General features: G+C 56.3%; 12 protein-coding genes and 1 tRNA gene. 7 read left to right on the top strand and 6 right to left on the bottom strand.

Annotated features, from left to right (window positions below; all coding sequences use genetic code 11):
- Positions 1 to 2 precede the first annotated feature (2 nt).
- On the bottom strand, positions 3 to 1,355 hold the full coding sequence (locus tag AAFM46_RS12590) for a macrolide 2'-phosphotransferase (protein WP_343318122.1): 1,353 nt from the start codon (positions 1,353 to 1,355) through the stop codon (positions 3 to 5).
- A 186-nt stretch (positions 1,356 to 1,541) separates the two neighbouring features.
- On the opposite strand from AAFM46_RS12590, the gene nudC reads away from it, so the two are divergent.
- Positions 1,542 to 2,489 (top strand): NAD(+) diphosphatase, encoded by a 948-nt coding sequence (gene nudC / locus AAFM46_RS12585; RefSeq protein ID WP_343318121.1) that lies wholly within the window; start codon positions 1,542 to 1,544, stop codon positions 2,487 to 2,489.
- Positions 2,490 to 2,521: 32 nt separating this feature from the next.
- Positions 2,522 to 4,633: an ATP-dependent DNA helicase UvrD2 gene (locus AAFM46_RS12580; RefSeq protein WP_343320445.1), complete on the top strand. Its 2,112-nt coding sequence runs from the start codon at positions 2,522 to 2,524 to the stop codon at positions 4,631 to 4,633.
- Here AAFM46_RS12580 and AAFM46_RS12575 read toward each other — a convergent pair.
- The gene (locus AAFM46_RS12575) at positions 4,594 to 5,784 is read right to left on the bottom strand and encodes a TOMM precursor leader peptide-binding protein (RefSeq protein ID WP_283530911.1); all 1,191 of its coding nucleotides are present in this window, start codon (positions 5,782 to 5,784) and stop codon (positions 4,594 to 4,596) included. The two genes, AAFM46_RS12580 and AAFM46_RS12575, sit on opposite strands and share 40 nt — an antisense overlap.
- Before the next feature lie 162 nt (positions 5,785 to 5,946).
- On the opposite strand from AAFM46_RS12575, the gene AAFM46_RS12570 reads away from it, so the two are divergent.
- Positions 5,947 to 6,564, top strand: a complete 618-nt coding sequence (locus tag AAFM46_RS12570; protein WP_283530910.1) for a M48 family metallopeptidase — start codon at positions 5,947 to 5,949, stop codon at positions 6,562 to 6,564.
- Positions 6,565 to 6,606: 42 nt separating this feature from the next.
- On the opposite strand, the gene AAFM46_RS12565 is transcribed toward AAFM46_RS12570, so the two are convergent.
- Positions 6,607 to 8,013, bottom strand: a complete 1,407-nt coding sequence (locus AAFM46_RS12565; RefSeq protein ID WP_283530909.1) for a zinc-dependent metalloprotease — start codon at positions 8,011 to 8,013, stop codon at positions 6,607 to 6,609.
- A 278-nt stretch (positions 8,014 to 8,291) separates the two neighbouring features.
- On the opposite strand from AAFM46_RS12565, the gene AAFM46_RS12560 reads away from it, so the two are divergent.
- The 4 genes from AAFM46_RS12560 (at position 8,292) to cls (ending at position 14,431) form a co-directional block, all read left to right on the top strand.
- Positions 8,292 to 9,386: a S16 family serine protease gene (locus AAFM46_RS12560; protein ID WP_283530908.1), complete on the top strand. Its 1,095-nt coding sequence runs from the start codon at positions 8,292 to 8,294 to the stop codon at positions 9,384 to 9,386.
- Positions 9,387 to 9,586: 200 nt separating this feature from the next.
- On the top strand, positions 9,587 to 12,529 hold the full coding sequence (locus AAFM46_RS12555) for a UPF0182 family protein (RefSeq protein WP_283531187.1): 2,943 nt from the start codon (positions 9,587 to 9,589) through the stop codon (positions 12,527 to 12,529).
- A gap of 204 nt (positions 12,530 to 12,733) precedes the next feature.
- A tRNA-Met gene (locus tag AAFM46_RS12550) sits at positions 12,734 to 12,810 on the top strand.
- A 163-nt stretch (positions 12,811 to 12,973) separates the two neighbouring features.
- On the top strand, positions 12,974 to 14,431 hold the full coding sequence (gene cls, locus AAFM46_RS12545) for a cardiolipin synthase (protein ID WP_343318119.1): 1,458 nt from the start codon (positions 12,974 to 12,976) through the stop codon (positions 14,429 to 14,431).
- Between the two features lie 148 nt (positions 14,432 to 14,579).
- Here cls and AAFM46_RS12540 read toward each other — a convergent pair whose 3' ends face one another.
- The 3 genes from AAFM46_RS12540 to AAFM46_RS12530 are packed head-to-tail and all read right to left on the bottom strand — an operon-like array spanning position 14,580 to position 18,201.
- Entirely contained in the window at positions 14,580 to 16,241 is a 1,662-nt protein-coding gene (locus tag AAFM46_RS12540; RefSeq protein ID WP_343318118.1) for an alpha-amylase family glycosyl hydrolase, read from the bottom strand.
- Positions 16,238 to 17,158 (bottom strand): carbohydrate ABC transporter permease, encoded by a 921-nt coding sequence (locus AAFM46_RS12535; RefSeq protein WP_343318117.1) that lies wholly within the window; start codon positions 17,156 to 17,158, stop codon positions 16,238 to 16,240. The genes AAFM46_RS12540 and AAFM46_RS12535 overlap by 4 nt, the downstream gene beginning before the upstream one ends.
- On the bottom strand, positions 17,155 to 18,201 hold the full coding sequence (locus AAFM46_RS12530; protein ID WP_343318115.1) for a sugar ABC transporter permease: 1,047 nt from the start codon (positions 18,199 to 18,201) through the stop codon (positions 17,155 to 17,157). Before AAFM46_RS12530 ends, AAFM46_RS12535 begins: the two co-directional genes overlap by 4 nt.
- Between the last annotated feature and the right edge of the window lie 80 nt (positions 18,202 to 18,281).

Raw genomic sequence — 18,281 nt, 5'->3', positions numbered from 1 at the left:
CGCTACTTTTTTAGTGGGATAACTTTCATGGCTGTGGTGTCCACGTCTTCCGCTAGTGGCTGCACGGAATCCGCGGCAGAACTAGCCTCTGGCTTCTGTGCGGGTTGGGTAACAGAATCAACAGCATCAGCAGAATCAGCAGCATCAGCAGAAAGGTCGGATTCGGAGGGTTCGCTCGCCTTTGTGGAGTCCGATCCCAGCTTTGGGAGTTCATCCGGATGGGTAATTGGGGTGACCCCTACTCGGGCAATAGCGGCGTCGGAATCGTCGTCGTTCTTTTCTGAAGCAGTGCTTGTTGCCGGCAGTTTCTGCGGCAGCGGTGTATCTACAACAGTTTTTGACGCAGGCTCCGGAGTGGAAACGTGTTCCGGGCTAACAGGGACAGCTGGGGCCTTGACCGGCGCCGCAGCGATGATGGCAGGCGGCTCCACACTGATGGGCTGTCCACCGTGTGTGGCAATGTCAGTTTCCAGGGTCTTGAGCATCTGCTCGGCGTCCTCAACCATGCGCGCACTGTCAGCGGCATAGCCCTTGACAAGCCATTGGGCCAGCGCAAATTCAGCGCTCAGGGCTGCACGGCGCAGCAGGTGCGGGTCCGGTGTTTCGTTCCGGGCAGCCGAGTACGCCTGCATGACAGTGTCAACGAATTCGGGGTCATTCACGGCCACCAGCCACGCGAAATCATCAGCAGGGTCACCGATCCTCAAATCGGTCCAGCCGATCACTGCCGTGACTTGGTTGCCGGCAAGAAGAATATTGTCCTCGTGCAGGTCGCCGTGGACAACACACGCATTGAAACGCCACAACGCCACGTCTTCCATGGCGTGCTCCCAGCGACGCAGGAGCGAGGGAGGAATTTTTCCTGTGGTGGCTGATTGATCAAGTTCGTTTAATTTGCGCTGACGAAACTCGTTCGCTGTGTAGCTGGGCAAGTCATAGGTGGTGACAAGTTCTTGGGGCAGATCGTGGATAGCGGCCATTGCGGTACCGATTTCCAGTGCCAGTGCGGCGCTCGCGGAAGCAAGATGCTCAACAGATTCGGCCTTGCCAGGGATGTGCGAGTACACGAAGGTGATGAGCTCACCTTGGCGTACGGTACCGGCTACGGTGGGAAGCAGGAAGGGCAATTCCGCGCGGATGCCTGGGGAGAAGGCGCGCAAAACCTGGCGCTCGGTCTCCAGCCGCGTGCTGGCTTCGGCATGGCGGGGGGAGCGAACTCGCCAGCGTCTTTCTTCCGAATCAACCAGTAGTGCCGAACAAAAATCGGCGGTATCGTCAGGCTCCGGGCCGAAGGCAGTGACGTTGAGTCCGGGCACGGCGGCGCTGGCTATGGCGGCCAATTCGATTGCAGTCATTCTTCTCACCTCTCTACCGTAGAACGCGAAGGCACTATAGCAGCGCCGTTGCGGCGGCGAGTCGCGAGAACTCCTTGCTGTAGCCATGTTCTTGCTTGTTTTTATGCGTTGGATCGCGGTCCCAGGTTATCCACATTCAGGAGGGGCTAAATACAAATTTGGGCACCGGATGCGTACGGTAGAAACATGATGACATCCAATTCGTTTCCTGAAACTGGCCTTGATCGGCAATGCGAGCAGCGCAGCGAACCAGGCTACCTAGCGGCGGTGCTTGGTGAGGGCACCTATCGGGTGGTATTTTTCCACCAAGGTAAGGCTCTGATGGATGGGTCCGGACTAGGATATTTTGATCCTGCCAAACTTCCCGCAACGCCGCCAGCAGGAACCAACACCGTTTACTTGGGCAAAATGCTGGCTGGCCAAAGTCACCAGCTGCCGGTTGGCACTGACATTGTCCTCCATGCTCTTGCGAACGACGCCGGAGACTTCAGTTGGGTGCCGCAGGGAACCAGCTTCGCGGGGTACCGGGATGTGGCCTACGGTTTAAACACCTTTGATGCGGAAGTTTTTGTGCAGGCTCAAGCCGTTGCCAATTGGCATGGAAGCCATACACGGTGCCCGCGCTGTGGCAGCCCCACCGAGATCAAGTCTGCAGGGTGGATGCGTTTGTGCGCCCAGGATGGATCCGTACACTTTCCGCGTACTGACCCGGCTGCCATAGTGGCCATTGTGGGGAGCGATGACAGGATTTTATTGGCAAGTAACTTCCAGTGGGAAAAACACAGGTACTCGACCGTGGCTGGTTTCGTTGAGGCTGGCGAGAGCGCCGAACAGGCAGCAGTACGTGAGATTGCTGAAGAAGTGGGCGTGCACTTGCACTCCCTGGACTACATTTCTTCACAAGCATGGCCGTTTCCGCGGTCACTGATGCTTGGATTTATTGGTTATACCAATGACACTGTTGCAACACCTGACAATGTTGAGGTCAGGGAAGCGAGGTGGTTCTCCAGGGAAGAACTGCAGAGCGCCGTATCCAATGGTGAAGCTGTGGTCTCACACAGGCTCTCCATTGCCCGGTCCTTGATTGAGCACTGGTACGGCGGCCGTATTTTGGAGCCAGGTGAAAGCGAGTGAGTTTTGACCCGCAGCAATCGGGGCTGCCGGTGATGGATGAAAGCACGGCTGAAGAACGAATTTTGGCAGGTTTGGATGATGAGCAACGCACAGTAGCCACCACTCTAAGCGGGCCCTTGTGTGTTTTGGCAGGTGCCGGAACAGGGAAAACACGGGCCATCACACACCGCATTGCCTACGGTGTGCACACGGGTGTGTACAACCCGAACAGGCTACTAGCAGTGACTTTCACCGCCAGAGCAGCAGCGGAAATGCGTACCAGGCTTCGTGATTTGGGTGTTGGCACGGTCCAGGCCCGGACCTTTCACGCTGCCGCGTTGCGGCAGCTACAGTACTTCTGGCCGCACGCCGTTGGAGGCCAGCTGCCTGGTTTACTTGACCACAAAGCCCAGATCATCGCTGAGGCGGCACGGCGTTTGCGCCTGCCCACAGACAGGGCAGCCATCAGGGATTTGGCTGCCGAAATTGAGTGGGCAAAGGTGTCGATGCTGACGCCGGAAACCTACCTGATCAAAGCAGAAGACCGTGGGGAGCCTGGCGGCCTGGACAAAGTTGCTGTGGGGCGTCTTTTTCAGGCATACGAGGATGTGAAAGCTGACAGGAACCTCATTGACTTTGAGGATGTTCTGCTGATCACTGTAGGCATTTTACAAGAGGACCCGCGTGTGGCTGCCACCGTACGCGACCAGTACAGGCATTTTGTTGTTGACGAATACCAGGATGTGTCCCCGCTCCAGCAGAGAATGCTTGATCTGTGGCTCGGCGGTCGTGACGAGCTATGCGTTGTTGGTGATGCGAGCCAGACAATCTACTCGTTCACGGGTGCCACTCCGCGGCACCTCTTGGATTTCCCTAAGCGTTTTCCAGCAGCCAGCATGGTAAAACTCGTGCGCGATTACAGGTCCACACCCCAAGTAGTGGGGTTGGCCAACACTCTACTAAGTAGCCGACGCAGCGGTGGGCTCAGCGCCGACGCCCTATGGTCCAAACCGTTGGAACTGGTGGCCCAACGCCCAGGCGGGCCAGCACCTGAATTCCTTGAGTGCAGCGACGACGAGGCTGAAGCGGCTGCCGTTGCGGCCAAAATCAAGACGCTGATCGCCAACGGCACTCAAGCAAGCGAGATCGCCGTCCTGTTCAGGACCAATGGGCAGTCCGAGGCTTATGAGCAAGCGCTCACATCTGCCAGTGTTGGCTACCAGCTGCGCGGCGGTGAACGTTTCTTTGCCCGCAAAGAGGTTCGTGATGCCATGCTGCAATTGCGAGCAGCCTCACGTGCGGCCGAGGATGAGCAATTGGGGCAGCTAGTCCGTGATGTGCTCAACAACCTTGGTTACCAGCCCGAAGCGCCTAAAACTGGAGGGGCAGTGCGTGAACGCTGGGAGTCGCTGTCAGCAATAGTTGCCCTCGCTGACGAACTGGCAGTCTCCCGAAGCACCCCTGAACACACCTTTACGCTGATTGATTTCGTGGCGGAACTTCAAGATAGGGCCTCGGCTCAGCACGCACCCACTGTCCAGGGTGTCACACTGGCCTCGTTGCACTCAGCTAAAGGTCTTGAATGGGATGCGGTCTTCCTGGTTGGCCTGAGCGAAGGGTTGATGCCAATTTCCTTTGCTGACACATCGGAAACCGTGGATGAAGAGCGCAGGCTGTTATATGTGGGAATCACCCGTGCCCGCGAGTTCCTGAACTTCTCCTGGTCCACGGCGCGCACTCCAGGGGGCCGTGCCAACCGCAAACCCTCCAGATTCCTTGACGGGCTGCGGCCCAACTCAGTGGGTGGAGCCCCCACGGGACCGCGCCAGCCCACGGTACGAAAGTCACGGACTGCTGTTGGCCCTTCTGTGTGCAGGGTGTGTGGGAAGATCCTCAACACAGGTGCCGAACGAAAAGTGCAACGCTGCCCGGACTGTCCGCCAAATTACGATGAGGCTATTTTTGATCAGCTGCGTCAATGGCGGTTAGCTGAGTCCACCACCAATGCGGTGCCGGCGTTCGTGGTCTTTACGGATGCAACGTTGATGGCGATTGCCGAAGCGGCCCCGCAAAACCTTGACACGCTTGCGGGGTTGCCCGGGGTGGGACCTGCAAAACTGGAGCGTTACGGAGAAGCAGTGTTGGAGATTGTGGCCAAGGACTGACTTTGCCATTGGCAGCCGCAGTCAGGATGGGTAGAGAACTCCTGGTGCGTCCATCTGCCGTTATCCGGGTGAAACGTCAAGACTGCTGACCACGAGCTTGGGCGGTTAACTGCGTCGAGAAACAGTAAAACGTGCGTGGCTGCAGTGCCAGCCAATGTTGCAGCAAGGGCTGTACTCTCTAACAGTTCTGCCCGGGGCCGCCGATCCGCCGACTGTGCCGAAACTGTGGCAAGTTGGTTGCAAACATCCAGCCATTGCGGATCATGGAGGTTTCGGTGCCTTTCAACGCATTCAGCGCATGCCGTTTCTCCGGGCAGAACAAAAGGACCCACCGTACCGTCCTGCTCGCGCAAGAGGACAAAGAGGTGTGGCCGGTCAGCGGCAAGAAAGCGCGCAGCTGTTTGCGCTGGAACGGCATCGTGGCCCACCACAACGGCAAGATCAAGGCATCGCAGGCTGGGACCTCCGGCACCGCCGTCGTGCACTATGTGAGCATGGCAACTTGGGTCGATGCTTAGCAGGTGTCGACGCACGGCAAGGGATCGTGACAGGCCAATATCGCTGAGTCTGAATGAGCCTGGACTGACGTCAGTTGCAGCTACGGGGCTGTCGTCCTCAAGAAGGAGTGTGCCCACGCCGGCGCTGACCAGAATGGCGGCTAATGAGGCCCCGGTGCGCCCCAAACCAATAAGATGGACGACTCCGTGTTCGCGCCTTGCCATGAAGTCGCGGCACGGGGACTGGTATAGGCCCAGCAGCGCCGAATGCTCAGGTGACAACCGCTCGGCCCGGTAACCCTGCGTGTGCAGTTGCGCATCGGTGAAAAGCAGGTCAGCGAGTTTCAAGCAAATTTCCTGCGCTCGCAGAGTATCTACGCCCAAGGAGAGTGCCCGCTCCCAGACTTTGCCATCGGGGATTCCTTGACGCAGTTCCTGAATAAAGTCCAGTTCAGAGTCCTGCAGCCCTTCAAGTATCAACCCACCGGCACTAAGGCCTATCTGAACGCTGTGGTGTCCGCGACGGACCATACGCAGGCCCGGGTTAAGCTGTGTCATGGCTGCCTCACGTAACATTTTTCTGGAGAGCACTAGGGTGTGGTCTTGGGCTACGATCATCGCATTTTTAGACAGCTGCTGGGAGGGGTTTTCCACAGCTGAAAGTTATCCACAATCCACGACGTCATTTTCAAATCCACAACAATTTGGCTGTACTCTCGAGGCATGGCAGCACCATCAACACCACGTCCACTTGCTAGCAGGAAGTCTGGCGGCGCGAATCGACCCCAGTCCCTCGGCAAAGGAACACCGGGCCCAATGGGTGACTCATTTTCGCTTTACAAGCTCAGTAACGGGGAGCCTGTTCTTGTGAGACGAACAGCGAGACGCAAGAACGGCTTGGCTGCTTTCTGGGAGGCTGGCCAGGCGGTGATTGCCGTACCTGCGAGATTAACTCTGGAAGATGAGCATTATTGGGTGCCGCATATGGTTGCGAAACTTGAACGTGGTGCACAGTTGCAGGCAGGACAGCGCAGAGCACCCGCAAACGATGATGCCCTCATGGAACGCAGCCTGATGTTGTCAGGGAAATATCTGGGTTCGGCTGCAGTTCCGGAATCCGTGCGGTGGGTGCTCAATCAAAATGACCGGTGGGGTTCGGCAACGCCTGCCCGCAAATCAATTAGAATTTCCCACCATGTGCAGGGCATGCCTGAATGGGTGCTGGATTACGTGCTGCTGCACGAACTGGCCCATTTGATTCATGCCAATCACAGTGCAGAATTCTGGGCTGAGTTGGCCAGCTACCCCCAACTTGAGAGGGCCAGAGCATTCCTCGATGGTGCGTCCTTTTCAGCGGCAAGAAACATCAGAAGCATGGACCCCAGCCCCGAGGACCCCAGCCCCGAGGACCAGCGTGAGGCAGACGCGGGTTGAGGGCTGGAGCAGTAGTGCTTGTGTTGTGCCACGAACCACAGGCTACTGGTCCGTTTCTGTATCCTCTGGGTCCGTGCCGTCCTTGGGATCAGGAGCGTCGGAGTCGGTTCCGATGCTCTCAAATCCGCCGTCCAGAAGCTTGGCCAAAGCGGCATCCACGTCAGATTCGGAGGCGTCTGCGGCTTCGCGTCTGGCACTAAAACCCGCTGCGTCATCCAGATCAGCGGAAGTCGGGAGCAAATCGGGGTGGGCCCAGATGGCGTCACGGCCGGCGATGCCACGCTGTTCCTTCAGCGAGGACCACAGGGCAGCTGCTTCCCGGAGTCGCCGTGGGCGAAGTTCCAAGCCAACAAGTGAGCCAAAGGCGTGTTCGGCCGGCCCGCCGGTTGCCCTGCGGCGGCGGATGGTTTCACGGATTGCGGCAGCGGAAGGCAAATTGGCCGCCGCATCAAATGTCAGCTCGTCAACCCACCCTTCAACAAGGGCAAGTGCTGTTTCCAATTTTGCCAACGCCGTATCCTGCTCCGGTGTGCGCGCAGGCATAAATACCCCTTCGGAGAGGGCAGCCTGCATGGCTTCCGGGTTGGCGGGATCGAGATTCTGAGCTAGATCTTCGATCCGTGACATATCAATATGGATACCGCGGGCATACGATTCAATAGCGCCTAATAAGTGTCCCCGCAGCCACGGAACCTGAACGAACAATCGAGCATGTGCTGCCTCCCGTAGGGCAAGGAATAGACGAATTTCCTCTTCGGGTACTTCAAGTCCTTCACCAAAAGCCTTGACGTTGGCAGGCAGCAGCGCCATCTGCAAGTCTGCCAGCGGGATACCGATGTCGGTGGAGCCCACCACTTCCTTAGCCAGGGCGCCAACGGCCTGACCAAGCTGCAAACCAAACAGCGCACCGCCCATGTTTTGCATCATGGAGGAAGCATCGCCCATCATCGACTTCATTTCTTCGGGAAGCTGCTCATTCATGGCTTTAGAGATGGCAAAAGCGATGCTGTTCGCCACCGGTTCGGTCAACCGTTGCCAGGTGCCCAGCGTTTCTTCAACCCATTCTGCACGTGACCATGCACGCCCAATAATGCCAGTGGCGGCAAGCTCGGTGAACGGATCAAGCCACATCTCGGCAAGGCGTAGCGCAGAATCCACTTCGCGTTGCTGGGCTTCTGTCACAGAAGGATCGTCGCCCGCGGCTGCCTTCCTGGCCGCATCGTGGGCAAGATCCCAGTTCACGGCAGCATCCGAGGACCCGCTCATCATGTTCTGAACTTGAGAGAACATTTGGGCCAGCATGTTCGGATCTGAGGGTAAACCCGCAGCCTTGGCCAGCTCTGCAGGATCAAAACCCTCCATGCCTTCGCCGCCTAAAAGCTTGGCGAGCATTTCCTGAAGGGGATCCTTCGGGGTTTCGTCGTCGTTATTGGCTGGTGTGGAAGACATGATGGCCCGTTCGTTGGCGTGGACGCTGAATACTTCACGTTACCGCCGTCGTCCTGCGTTGTCGCCCCATAACAGCCCACTGTTCGCTCTAGGCAAAGGGGCTCTAGGTAAAGGGTTGGGGCTTCTTGCACATCATGTTCGGAAGAAGCGCTGTCATTGGGTGTCAATTTTCAGGGTGCTCACAAGCACAGCACAACTGAACACAGTAGGGTGGGTGGTCGGTGCTCGTTTTGTGGGTCTACCGGTGCGACCCAGGAAAGCTTGGAAAGGTCATAGCTTTGAGCCAGGAAAATTCAAAAACGGCGACGCCGCCAAACCCTGTCCGCGACCGCCGATTCTCTGTGATGGTAGTTTCAGGTGTCCTCTCGGTAGTCCTTGGTGTAGCGGCCATGACGATTCCTGTCCCTTATGTGATTGAGTCTCCCGGACCAGCCATCAACACCATTGGTGAGATGAACGGGAAGCCGATTATTACTGTCACAGGTCATGAGAGCTTCCCGGCAAGCAGCGGCAGCCTGGATCTCACCACTGTGCGCGTGAGCGGTGGACTACCTGACAGCCAAATCAACTTCTTTGATGCTATGCAGGCGTGGCTGACCCCGGCGCACACCCTCTATCCAGCTGAACTGCTTTATGCACCCGGCATCAGTCAAGAAGCAGTAAATAACGAGAACTCCGCAGCCATGGCAGGCTCTCAAGAAAACGCCACCGCCGCAGCGCTGAACGCGTTGGACATCGGCTTCGAGTCGAGCTTGGCAGTTAACTCCGTTCCCGGCGACGGTGCCGCGGCAGGGATTTTGAAGCCCGACGACGTTCTCCTGACGATCAACGATAAAAAAGTGACGGATCTAAAGGTCATCCAAGATGTTCTGGCGCAGGGCAAAGGTGCACCGGTGGAGGTTGTGATCCGTCGTGGTGAGACTGAGACGCCGCTTTCAGTGACGCCAAAACTAGGAGATGCAGGCAAGTATCTTCTGGGGATTGCCCTGCAAAATAAGTTCACGTTCCCTTTCGATGTAAAGATCTCACTTGAGAACATTGGTGGCCCTAGCGCTGGCATGATTTTTGCTCTTGGCATTATGGACAACTTGACGCCAGGTGAACTCACGGGCGGTAAACAATTTGCTGGCACCGGGACCATCGACTCAAAGGGTGACGTCGGTGCCATTGGTGGGATCGCCCAAAAGATGGTTGGGGCACGCACTAGCGGTGCTGATTACTTCTTGGCGCCCAGCGCAAACTGTGAAGACGTAGTAGGGCACATCCCAAAAGGGCTTCAGGTCATCAAAGTCAGTACACTCAAAGAAGCTTATGATGCTGTTTCTGTGATTGGCTCCGGTCAGGATGGATCCGCTCTGCCAACGTGCAAATAATTCAAGTACTGATATTCAGAGACTTCTGCACGTAACGATTGAGCATCATACGGAACTATGGTCACGGACCATTCGTGGCAGAAGCATAGAAACAAACGGCATTAATTCATTTACACCAGTTGAGTAAGAGGTAGAGAGTGACATCCCGACCATCCCCGTCGTCGAGTAGGCCCGTCAGGCCCAAACGTCGCAGCGCATTGATGCCCACCATTATTGTGGTGGCCGTATTGATCGTTGCCGTGCTGATTTTCTCCGGGATATATACAGACCTGCTGTGGTTTAATCAGATCGGCTTTTCCGAAGTGTTCTGGACAGAGCGCATCGCAAAACTGCTGATTTTCATTGCAGGGTTCCTGATCATGGCCGTTGGAGTTTTCTTCTCCATCCGTGCCGCCTACAAGGCGCGACCTGTTTACGCCCCGGATAATGCACGTGAGGACAACCTGGGGCGGTACCAGGCACAGCTTGAGCCCATCCGCCGCGTTGTCATGGTGGGTGTGCCGATTGTCTTTGGTTTGTTTGCCGGTACTGCAGCCATGGCCCAGTGGGAAAAGGTGATGCTGTTCGTATACCGGGTTCCCTTTGGTTCACAAGACCCGGAATTTGGTTTGGACATCAGTTTCTACACCAACACTCTGCCGTTCCTTGGCTTCCTTGCAGGCATGCTGATCAGTGTCACGGTGATTTCTTTTATTGCCGGGTTGCTCACTCACTACCTGTACGGCGCTATCCGGCTGACCGAACGTGGGATCTTCACCTCACGTGCGGCCCAGATTCACATCGCTATTTTGGCCGGCGTGTTCCTTCTCCTGCTTGCTGCGAACTTCTGGCTGGGGCGCTACGGAACCCTGCAGGACAACAGCGGGTACCGTTCCGGGGCATTGTTCACGGACGTCAATGCAGTGATTCCAACGAAGGCCATCCTCGCGGCTGCGGCCGTGATTGTGGCGATTTTGTTCATCATTGCCGCATTCATGGGCAAGTGGAAACTGCCGTTGATCGGCACAGGCATGTTGGTGGTCACGGCCATTGTTGCTGGTGGTCTTTACCCATGGGCTGTTCAGGAATGGCAGGTGAAGCCGTCACAGGGAAACCTTGAGGCCCAATTTATTGATCGCAACATTGAGATGACGCGTCAGGCCTATGGTCTGGCGGATATACAGGTTACCCCCTATAACGCAACGACGACGGCGGAAGCTGGCGCCCTGCGTCAGGATGCCGACACAGCCGCCAACATTCGACTGCTTGACCCGAACCTGCTCTCGGCAACGTTCCGGGAGTTGCAGCAGTACCGCCCGTACTACGAGTTCCCCAAGACACTGAACGTTGACAGGTACACGATTGATGGGAAAGTCCAAGATGCGGTGATCGCTTTGCGCGAGTTGAACCCCAAGGGTCTTAACCCCGCACAGCAGAACTGGTACAACCAGCACCTGGTATACACGCACGGGTACGGAATGGTTGCCGCGTATGGCAACACGGTAACAGCCGATGGAAAGCCTGTATTTATGCAGTCAGGCGTGCCTTCGGAAGGTAAGTTGGGCACCGACACCAGCTACCAACCCCGTGTTTACTTTGGCCAGTCCACCACCGATTATTCCCTTGTGGGCGCTCCTGAAGGCGCGGACCCTATTGAGCTGGATCGCCCCCAAGGCACCACAGAGTCGAAAAAAGATGACAGTGTTGGCGCCGAATCACTGACAACGTTTACCGGAGACGGTGGCCCCAGTGTGGGGAACCTATTCAACCGCATCATGTATGCCTTGAAGTTCCAGTCAACCGATCTATTGCTGACAAACGGTGTCAACAATAAGTCACAGATCCTTTACGATCGCACCCCGGAGGAGCGCGTTGCCAAGGTTGCTCCGTACCTGACAATAGACAGCAACCCGTACCCGGCCATCGTGGATGGCAAAGTCAAGTGGATTGTTGATGGATACACCACCAGCTCTTACTACCCGTACTCGCAGCAACAGCAATTACAGGAAGCCACCACGGATTCGCTGACGGCCAACAACGGGCCGGCAGCACTGCCCAACGCGTCAATAAATTACATCCGCAACTCGGTCAAAGCCACAGTGGATGCCTATGACGGTTCGGTTGATTTGTTTGCGTGGGACACACAGGACCCGATCCTGCAGGCGTGGCAGAAAGTCTTCCCCACCAGCGTCAAACCACTGACAGAGATGACCGCAGACGTCATGTCTCACGTGCGCTACCCGGAAGACATCTTCAAGGTCCAGCGAGAACTGCTCGGTCAGTACCACGTGACAGATCCCGATAAATTCTTCAAAAACACCGAAGCGTGGAGCATCCCTGATGACCCCACAACTGCGGGTACGGATAAGCAGCCTCCGTATTACCTGTCCTTGAAAATGCCAGGGGAGGAAAAGACGGCCTTTTCACTAACAACCTCGTTCATTCCCCAAGAGGTTGCTGGCACCGACTCACGTAACGTGCTCTACGGCTTCATGGCTGCCAACGGTGACGCTGGCAATGTCAAGGGTGTCAAGAGCCCCGACTACGGCAAGCTGCAACTATTGGAGCTTCCGGTAGATACGCAGGTACCAGGACCGGGCCAGGTGCAAAACACGTTCCAGACGGATCCCACTGTCTCTGAACAGTTGAACATCCTGACCTTGGGACAATCTGAGGTCAAGAACGGTAACCTTCTGACCTTGCCTGTTGGTGGCGGTCTGCTCTACGTGCAGCCTGTTTACCTGCAGTCAACCGGTTCTACCTCCTACCCCACCTTGCAGCGTGTGCTTGTGGCGTTCGGTAACAAGATTGGCTACGCGGCCACACTTGATGAAGCTCTTGACCAGCTCTTTGGCGGTGACTCTGGTGCAGCTGCCGGGGACGCCGGCGTAGATAAGAGCCCGGGTACCACAGGTGGCTCCGCAGATCCGAATCTGCCTCCGTCGGCAAGTAATAATGCTGCTTTGGCCAAGGCCCTCACCGACGCCAATACGGCGTTGAAGACTGGCCAGGCGGCTCTGGCAAAGGGTGACTTTGCCGCTTACGGCGCGGCGCAGAAGGAGCTCGAGGCTGCCATCGCTGCTGCCGTCGCTGCCGAAGGCGCAGCAGCCACGCCTGCTGCCCCCAAGGCAACGCCTGAGGCGACAACGAAAGCAACACCTTAGTTCCGCCGTCGTACCTCTCGCGTTGAGGCCTTACCGCTCCAGTTGAGGTTGGAGATAATGACGTCCACGAAACAATTGTGGCGTCATTATCTCCAATCTCACGGGGGCGGAACTGGTGAGCAGAGGGAAATTCGCCGTCGAGACGAAGGTCACGTACTGCGAGTTTGGCGTGCAGGATGGACCCGAGTAAAGTAGTAAATACAACGCGGGGTGGAGCAGTTCGGTAGCTCGCCGGGCTCATAACCCGGAGGTCACAGGTTCAAATCCTGTCCCCGCAACCAGATGAGAAAAACCCCCGACCAGACGGTCGGGGGTTTTTCGTTTCCCTGATAGCTGCCACTTCTGAGTCTGGGCGGTAAACTCGGCGGGAACGGCGACGGATAACATGTTGCCTGCGCCATCCTCTTCGCCCGTCGCGCTTGGATAGAAAGCGGTACCAGGACAGTGTCAATAAATCCGGAGGCCCTTGCATGGCTGCTGCTGGCAGGGCACGTCATCCTCGGCGCGATCGCTGTGGCGTATATTTCCGCTCGACGCCGCCCGGCCACAGCCATCGCCTGGATGCTCATGATCATTTTTGTGCCGTATCTAGGGATCGTGGCGTTCATGATGGTGGGCTTTTCGCGCCTGCCCAAGTCTCGTCGGGACAAACAAAAGTTTGTCAACGAGCTCATTTTGGAGCGCACCGAGGGTCTAGACCAGCTCAGCCACAGGGAGGACTGGCCCCAAGGTTTGGCGGGGCTCGTTACCCTCAACAGCACCCTTGGCGCGTTGCCTATGGTTGGTGGCAACGACGTGGAACTGCTGCCCGATTATCACGGCTCCATTGCTGCCATGGCGCAGGCGATTGATCAGGCCGAGAGCTATGTTCATGTGGAGTTCTATATTTTGGTTTTTGATTCGGCCACAGAACCGTTCTTTGAAGCGTTGGAGCAGGCTATTGGCCGTGGGGTTACGGTGCGGGTGCTCTCGGATCATCTGGCCTCGCTGATGAATCCTCGACGCAGGGAAACTCTTGCACGGTTGTCCGCTATGGGGGCGCAATATCAGGCCATGCTGCCGCTGCGCCCGTGGAAGGGTCATTGGCAGCGCATTGACCTGCGTAATCACCGCAAACTGCTCGTTGTTGACGGCATAGTTGGTTTCGCCGGTTCTCAAAACCTTGTGCACCAGAGCTATAACAAGAAGAAGAATATTGCCCGCGGGTTGCGATGGCATGAGTTGATGATGCGGGTTCACGGTCCCGCGGTTAGGGAGCTTGACGCCGTTTTTGTCACCGATTGGTTTAGCGAGACAGATGATTTGTTGGTCCTTGACACCTCACCTGTGGTGCTGGATCCTGCCGTTCACAGGGTGGATATGCAGGTTGTGCCCAGCGGTCCCAGCTTTGAAAATGATAATAGTCTGAAACTCTTTGTTGCCATGATCCAACAGGCCACCGAGCGGGTAAGCATTACCAGTCCCTATTTTGTGCCGGAGGATTCAGTTCTGCTGGCGATCATTACAGCCGCTGGGCGCGGGCTCTCGGTTGAATTGTTTGTGTCTGAGATTGGAGATCAAGCCATGGTCTACCACGCACAGCGCTCCTATTACGAGGCACTGCTGCGAGCAGGGGTCAAAATTTATCTGTACAGGGCGCCGGAAGTTCTGCACTCCAAGCACTTCAGCATTGACTCCGACGTTGCCGTCATTGGCTCGTCCAATATGGATGTGCGGTCCTTCTCCTTGAACATGGAAATCTCCGTGTTGATCCACAGTGAATCCTTTGTCCAGGGGTTGCGTGTCATTGAGGACGGGTACCGCGCCAACAGCCGGGAGTTAGAACTTCAGGATTGGATCAAGCGGCCTGGCATGGAGAAATTTTGGGACAGCGCGGCAAGGTTAACCTCCAACCTCCAGTAACCCCAACGCTCGCTCACTTTACGCTGCCTTTTTCGGAACGCTCGCGCACCAAGGTGCGCGAGCGTTCCGAAAAAGTGGACGTAAAGTGAGCGAGCGTTGGGCGGTGGTGCAGTCGACGAACGTCTGGATCACTATCCCTGGAAACTTCTTATTCCCGCAGTATCCACGCTGCATTGTTTGGTTGCAGCCAACCGGCATCAAGCAGTGGCACGGCACTGAATAAGACAGTGCCGGGTGGGAGGCTTGCAGCTTCGGTGCCCATCGCAATAGCCACCAAGAACTGATCGTTGCGTTCGCAGATCAGCAGATTTCCCGGGTCTACCCGCCAATGACCGCCGTCGTTTGTGGTAAAAACTCCATGAGCCCAAAGCTTTCGACGTATTGAGAGGCATCTCTTTGTGAGGTTAAGCGTGGATCCGGGATCTTGTTGCTGCAGCTCAACCGCATGCACACCCCAGTGCGGCGGGACTGGCAGCCATGGCTCTGCGGGCCGTGCCGTTGTTTGTTCTTTCAAAGTGAAACCGTGGTTTTGGGCCGGACTTTGGGTCCATGGCAGTGGAATTCGTGCACCATCACGACAAACACCGCCGCGAGCCCACATCGGATCGACGCGGGCCCGAATCGGGACATCCACCTCAGACAAGCCAAGTTCTTGGCCCTGATATAGGTATGCGGGCCCGGGTAAACCAAGCAGCGCCACTATGGCTGCACGGGACCTGAGACTACCCAGCTCTCCGCCACCAAAGCGGGTGACGGTGCGGACAATATCGTGATTCTCAAGTGCCCATGTTGGCGTGGCACCATGAAGTTGGCGGGCTGCCTCTAGCTCATTTCCCACTGCTGCCCAGGTGTTTGGATCCCAGCCGAGTTTAACGAACGCAAAGGCGAAAGCCTGCTGCATCTCATCCGCTCTGGTATAACGAGCTGCACGTTCTGGTTCTAAGTTGACCTCTCCGACCAGTAAACGATGAGGCTGATATTGCTCCGCAAGCAGGCGCCAGCGCCTGTAGACCTCATGGACCTCTTCTTGATCCGAAACCTGTGCGTTAGATCGCAAACCGTCCACAACCCCACTTCCGGAGACCGAGTCAGGTAACCCTTTGGCTTTGAAGAGTGCATGCGCGACGTCGATACGTAGACCATCGACGCCTTTGTCAAACCAGAAACGAAGGACAGCTTCGAAGTAGTCACCCACAGCTAGGTTGCGCCAGTTCCAGTCCGGCTGCTCGGCCGAAAAAAGATGCAGATACCAGTCTCTATCTGTTGTAGATTCTGGGTTGGCCCGGCTCCATGCCGGACCGCCAAAGACGCTCTGCCAGTTGTTTGGTGGTGCGCTGGTCTCTGAATCCTGGTTGTCAGCGTCTTCCGACGGGGTGACAAAGTGAAACATGTCCCGCTCTGGAGACCCCGGCGCAGCCCTGAGCGCCTGCTGGAACAGTGGGTGTTCGGATGAGCAATGGTTGGGTACAACATCTAGCAGAATGTGAAGTTTCAACGAATGGGCTAGGTCCAGGAGTTCATCGAATTCTTCCATGGTGCCAAACAGGGGGTCCACCCCGCAGTAGTCGCTGACGTCGTAACCCTGGTCTATTTGTGGGGAGGGCTGGAATGGGGTGATCCAGATACCCTCCACGCCCAGTTCCGCAATGTAGGGCAGCTTGGCTATGAGCCCTGAAAGATCTCCCACACCGTCACCGTCGCCATCCGCGAACGAACGCGGGTAGACCTGGTAAATAACTGCAGATTCCCACCACTCAGTGGTGGGAATGCTGCGGGTTTCTTGACCCACAGCCAGCGGATGTGAGCTCACTTGTTGGCACCTGCGGTGAGTCCTTCAACGATGCGGCGTTGGAATATCAGCACCATAATCACCAACGGTATTGTCACGATTACGCCGGCGGCCATTTGCTCGCCGAAGGGTGCCTGGAATTCAGTGGCGCCGGTGAACTTGGAAATTGCGACCGTAGCGGTCTGAACTTTTGGATCGTTGATCATAGATAGTGCAATGATGAATTCATTCCAACTGTGAATGAATGTCAGGATCGCTGTGGTGAAGACTCCAGGAGCAGCCAAGGGGAGCAAAACCCGACGAAATGCTTGCCATTTTGTGCAGCCATCGATCATGGCGGCCTCTTCGAGGTCGAAAGGCAGGGATTTCATTAAAGTGGTGAGGTTCCATACCGCAAGGGGGATTGCAAAGGAAAGGTTCGGGACAATCATTGCTTGGTAAGTATTGATCCAGCCGATGTCCGTGAACAGACGCAAAAGCGGTACAACGACAGAGATGCCCGGAAACATTGAGGTAGCAATAATCACGCCAAGGATCAGAGATTTGAACGGAAAATTCAGTCGAGAAATGGCGTAGGCGGCAAAAATACCTAGGATCAGTGCCAATACTGTTGTGGTTGTGGCCACGATCAAGGAGTTCAGCAGGGCTTGGCCAAAAAGAGTGGAACCATCAAAAACCTTAAAATAGTTCTCAAGCGAAAAGGGTGCTGGCAGCAGTGTGTTATCGAAAATGTCTGAGGTACGGCGCAGACTAGAGACCAACATCCAATAAAACGGGGCAAGGCAGTAGGCAAAGATCAGCGCCAAACCGATATAGATGCCATAGGACCGCCATGTGCGGGGAGGCTTCGCCTCAAGCCCGCTGTTACTTTTACGCTTTGAGGCAGTGGTGCCGGTGCCGGAGGACGCGGCTGCGCTGCGCAGCTCGGAGATGGTCATAGAGTGGCCTCAGTCTTCGTCGGATCGGAGTTCCGCTGTGCTGCAATCGCATTTTTGCGGCTCTTTTTGGAGAGTAATTTCAGTTCCTTTGCCCCGGTAACATCCGCGCCGAGCACCTTTACAAAGACGATCGCGACGACAGCCACATAGAGGAAGAGGATGACGGCGAACGCGGAGGCAGATCCGTAACGTAGCTGATTCGATTCATCCCAAGCCAGCATGGAGAGAGTTTCTACCGACTCTTTACCCGGGCCGATCAACACAAAGGGTAGGTCAAACATGCGCAGAGCGTCCAGCATGCGGAAGAGTACTGCGACCAACAGTGTGGGCTTCACCAATGGCAACGTGATGGCTCCAAGCTGCCTCCACCAGCCGGCCCCGTCTATCTTGGCGGCCTCATATATTTCGCCGGGGATAACCTGCATTCCAGCAAGAACAAGGAGACCAATGAAGGGGGCGGTCTTCCAGACTTCGGCGACTATGATGGCAATTTTCGAAGAATTTCCTTCAGCCGTCCATAGAATTTCGCTACCCAGCAGGTTGTTGGCAATGCCGTCAGACTGGAAAATCCAGCGCCACAGCAAACCTGAGACAGCGGTGGGAACTGCCCATGGCACGAGGATGCTGGCACGCAGGAATGAACGGCCGCGGAAGGCGCGGTTCATGGCAAGAGCCAAGGTCAGACCCAGAACGGTTTCTAAGATCACCGTGGTGAGCGTGAAGAACGTGGTGTTGGCGAACGCGTTGAGAAATCTCCGGCCGGATTCACCAACGAATACATCTACATAGTTGGCAAGACCCACGAAGGATTCGGTGTCGGAGACGAAACCATCTGCATCCAGCCCGGACTCTGCACGGAACATGGACTGGTGTATTGCTGAGAGCAGCGGGTACACAATCACAAGTGCTAGTACCAAAATGGTGGGGGAGAGCAGCATCGCGGCCATGCGTCCTTCACCCTGTGAACGTTTGTTGCGTTTGCGGAATCTGGCAGGGCGGGAGTTGCGGTTGTGTGCACCGGCGGGGTGGGCAGTCGTGGTCATGGTTGGTACCTCACTGGAGTTGCAATAGCCTAGCGAATTGGCTGGCCGGATGTGTCCGGCCAGCCAATCGGTAGTCTCTG

The sequence above is a fragment of the Arthrobacter sp. TMP15 genome, assembly GCF_039529835.1.
In the GTDB taxonomy this organism is placed as follows: domain Bacteria; phylum Actinomycetota; class Actinomycetes; order Actinomycetales; family Micrococcaceae; genus Specibacter.
This window is presented reverse-complemented; position numbering and strand designations above follow the sequence as displayed.

Bases quoted from the DNA above. Each gene is read 5' to 3' on its own strand.
- AAFM46_RS12590 (WP_343318122.1), bottom strand. From the start codon at position 1,355: ATGACTGCAATCGAATTGGCCGCCATAGCCAGCGCCGCCGTGCCCGGA.
- AAFM46_RS12535 (WP_343318117.1), bottom strand. From the start codon at position 17,158: ATGACCATCTCCGAGCTGCGCAGCGCAGCCGCGTCCTCCGGCACCGGC.
- AAFM46_RS12580 (WP_343320445.1), top strand. From the start codon at position 2,522: ATGGATGAAAGCACGGCTGAAGAACGAATTTTGGCAGGTTTGGATGAT.
- AAFM46_RS12565 (WP_283530909.1), bottom strand. From the start codon at position 8,013: ATGTCTTCCACACCAGCCAATAACGACGACGAAACCCCGAAGGATCCC.
- AAFM46_RS12570 (WP_283530910.1), top strand. From the start codon at position 5,947: ATGGGTGACTCATTTTCGCTTTACAAGCTCAGTAACGGGGAGCCTGTT.
- nudC (WP_343318121.1), top strand. From the start codon at position 1,542: ATGATGACATCCAATTCGTTTCCTGAAACTGGCCTTGATCGGCAATGC.
- AAFM46_RS12530 (WP_343318115.1), bottom strand. From the start codon at position 18,201: ATGACCACGACTGCCCACCCCGCCGGTGCACACAACCGCAACTCCCGC.
- AAFM46_RS12555 (WP_283531187.1), top strand. From the start codon at position 9,587: ATGCCCACCATTATTGTGGTGGCCGTATTGATCGTTGCCGTGCTGATT.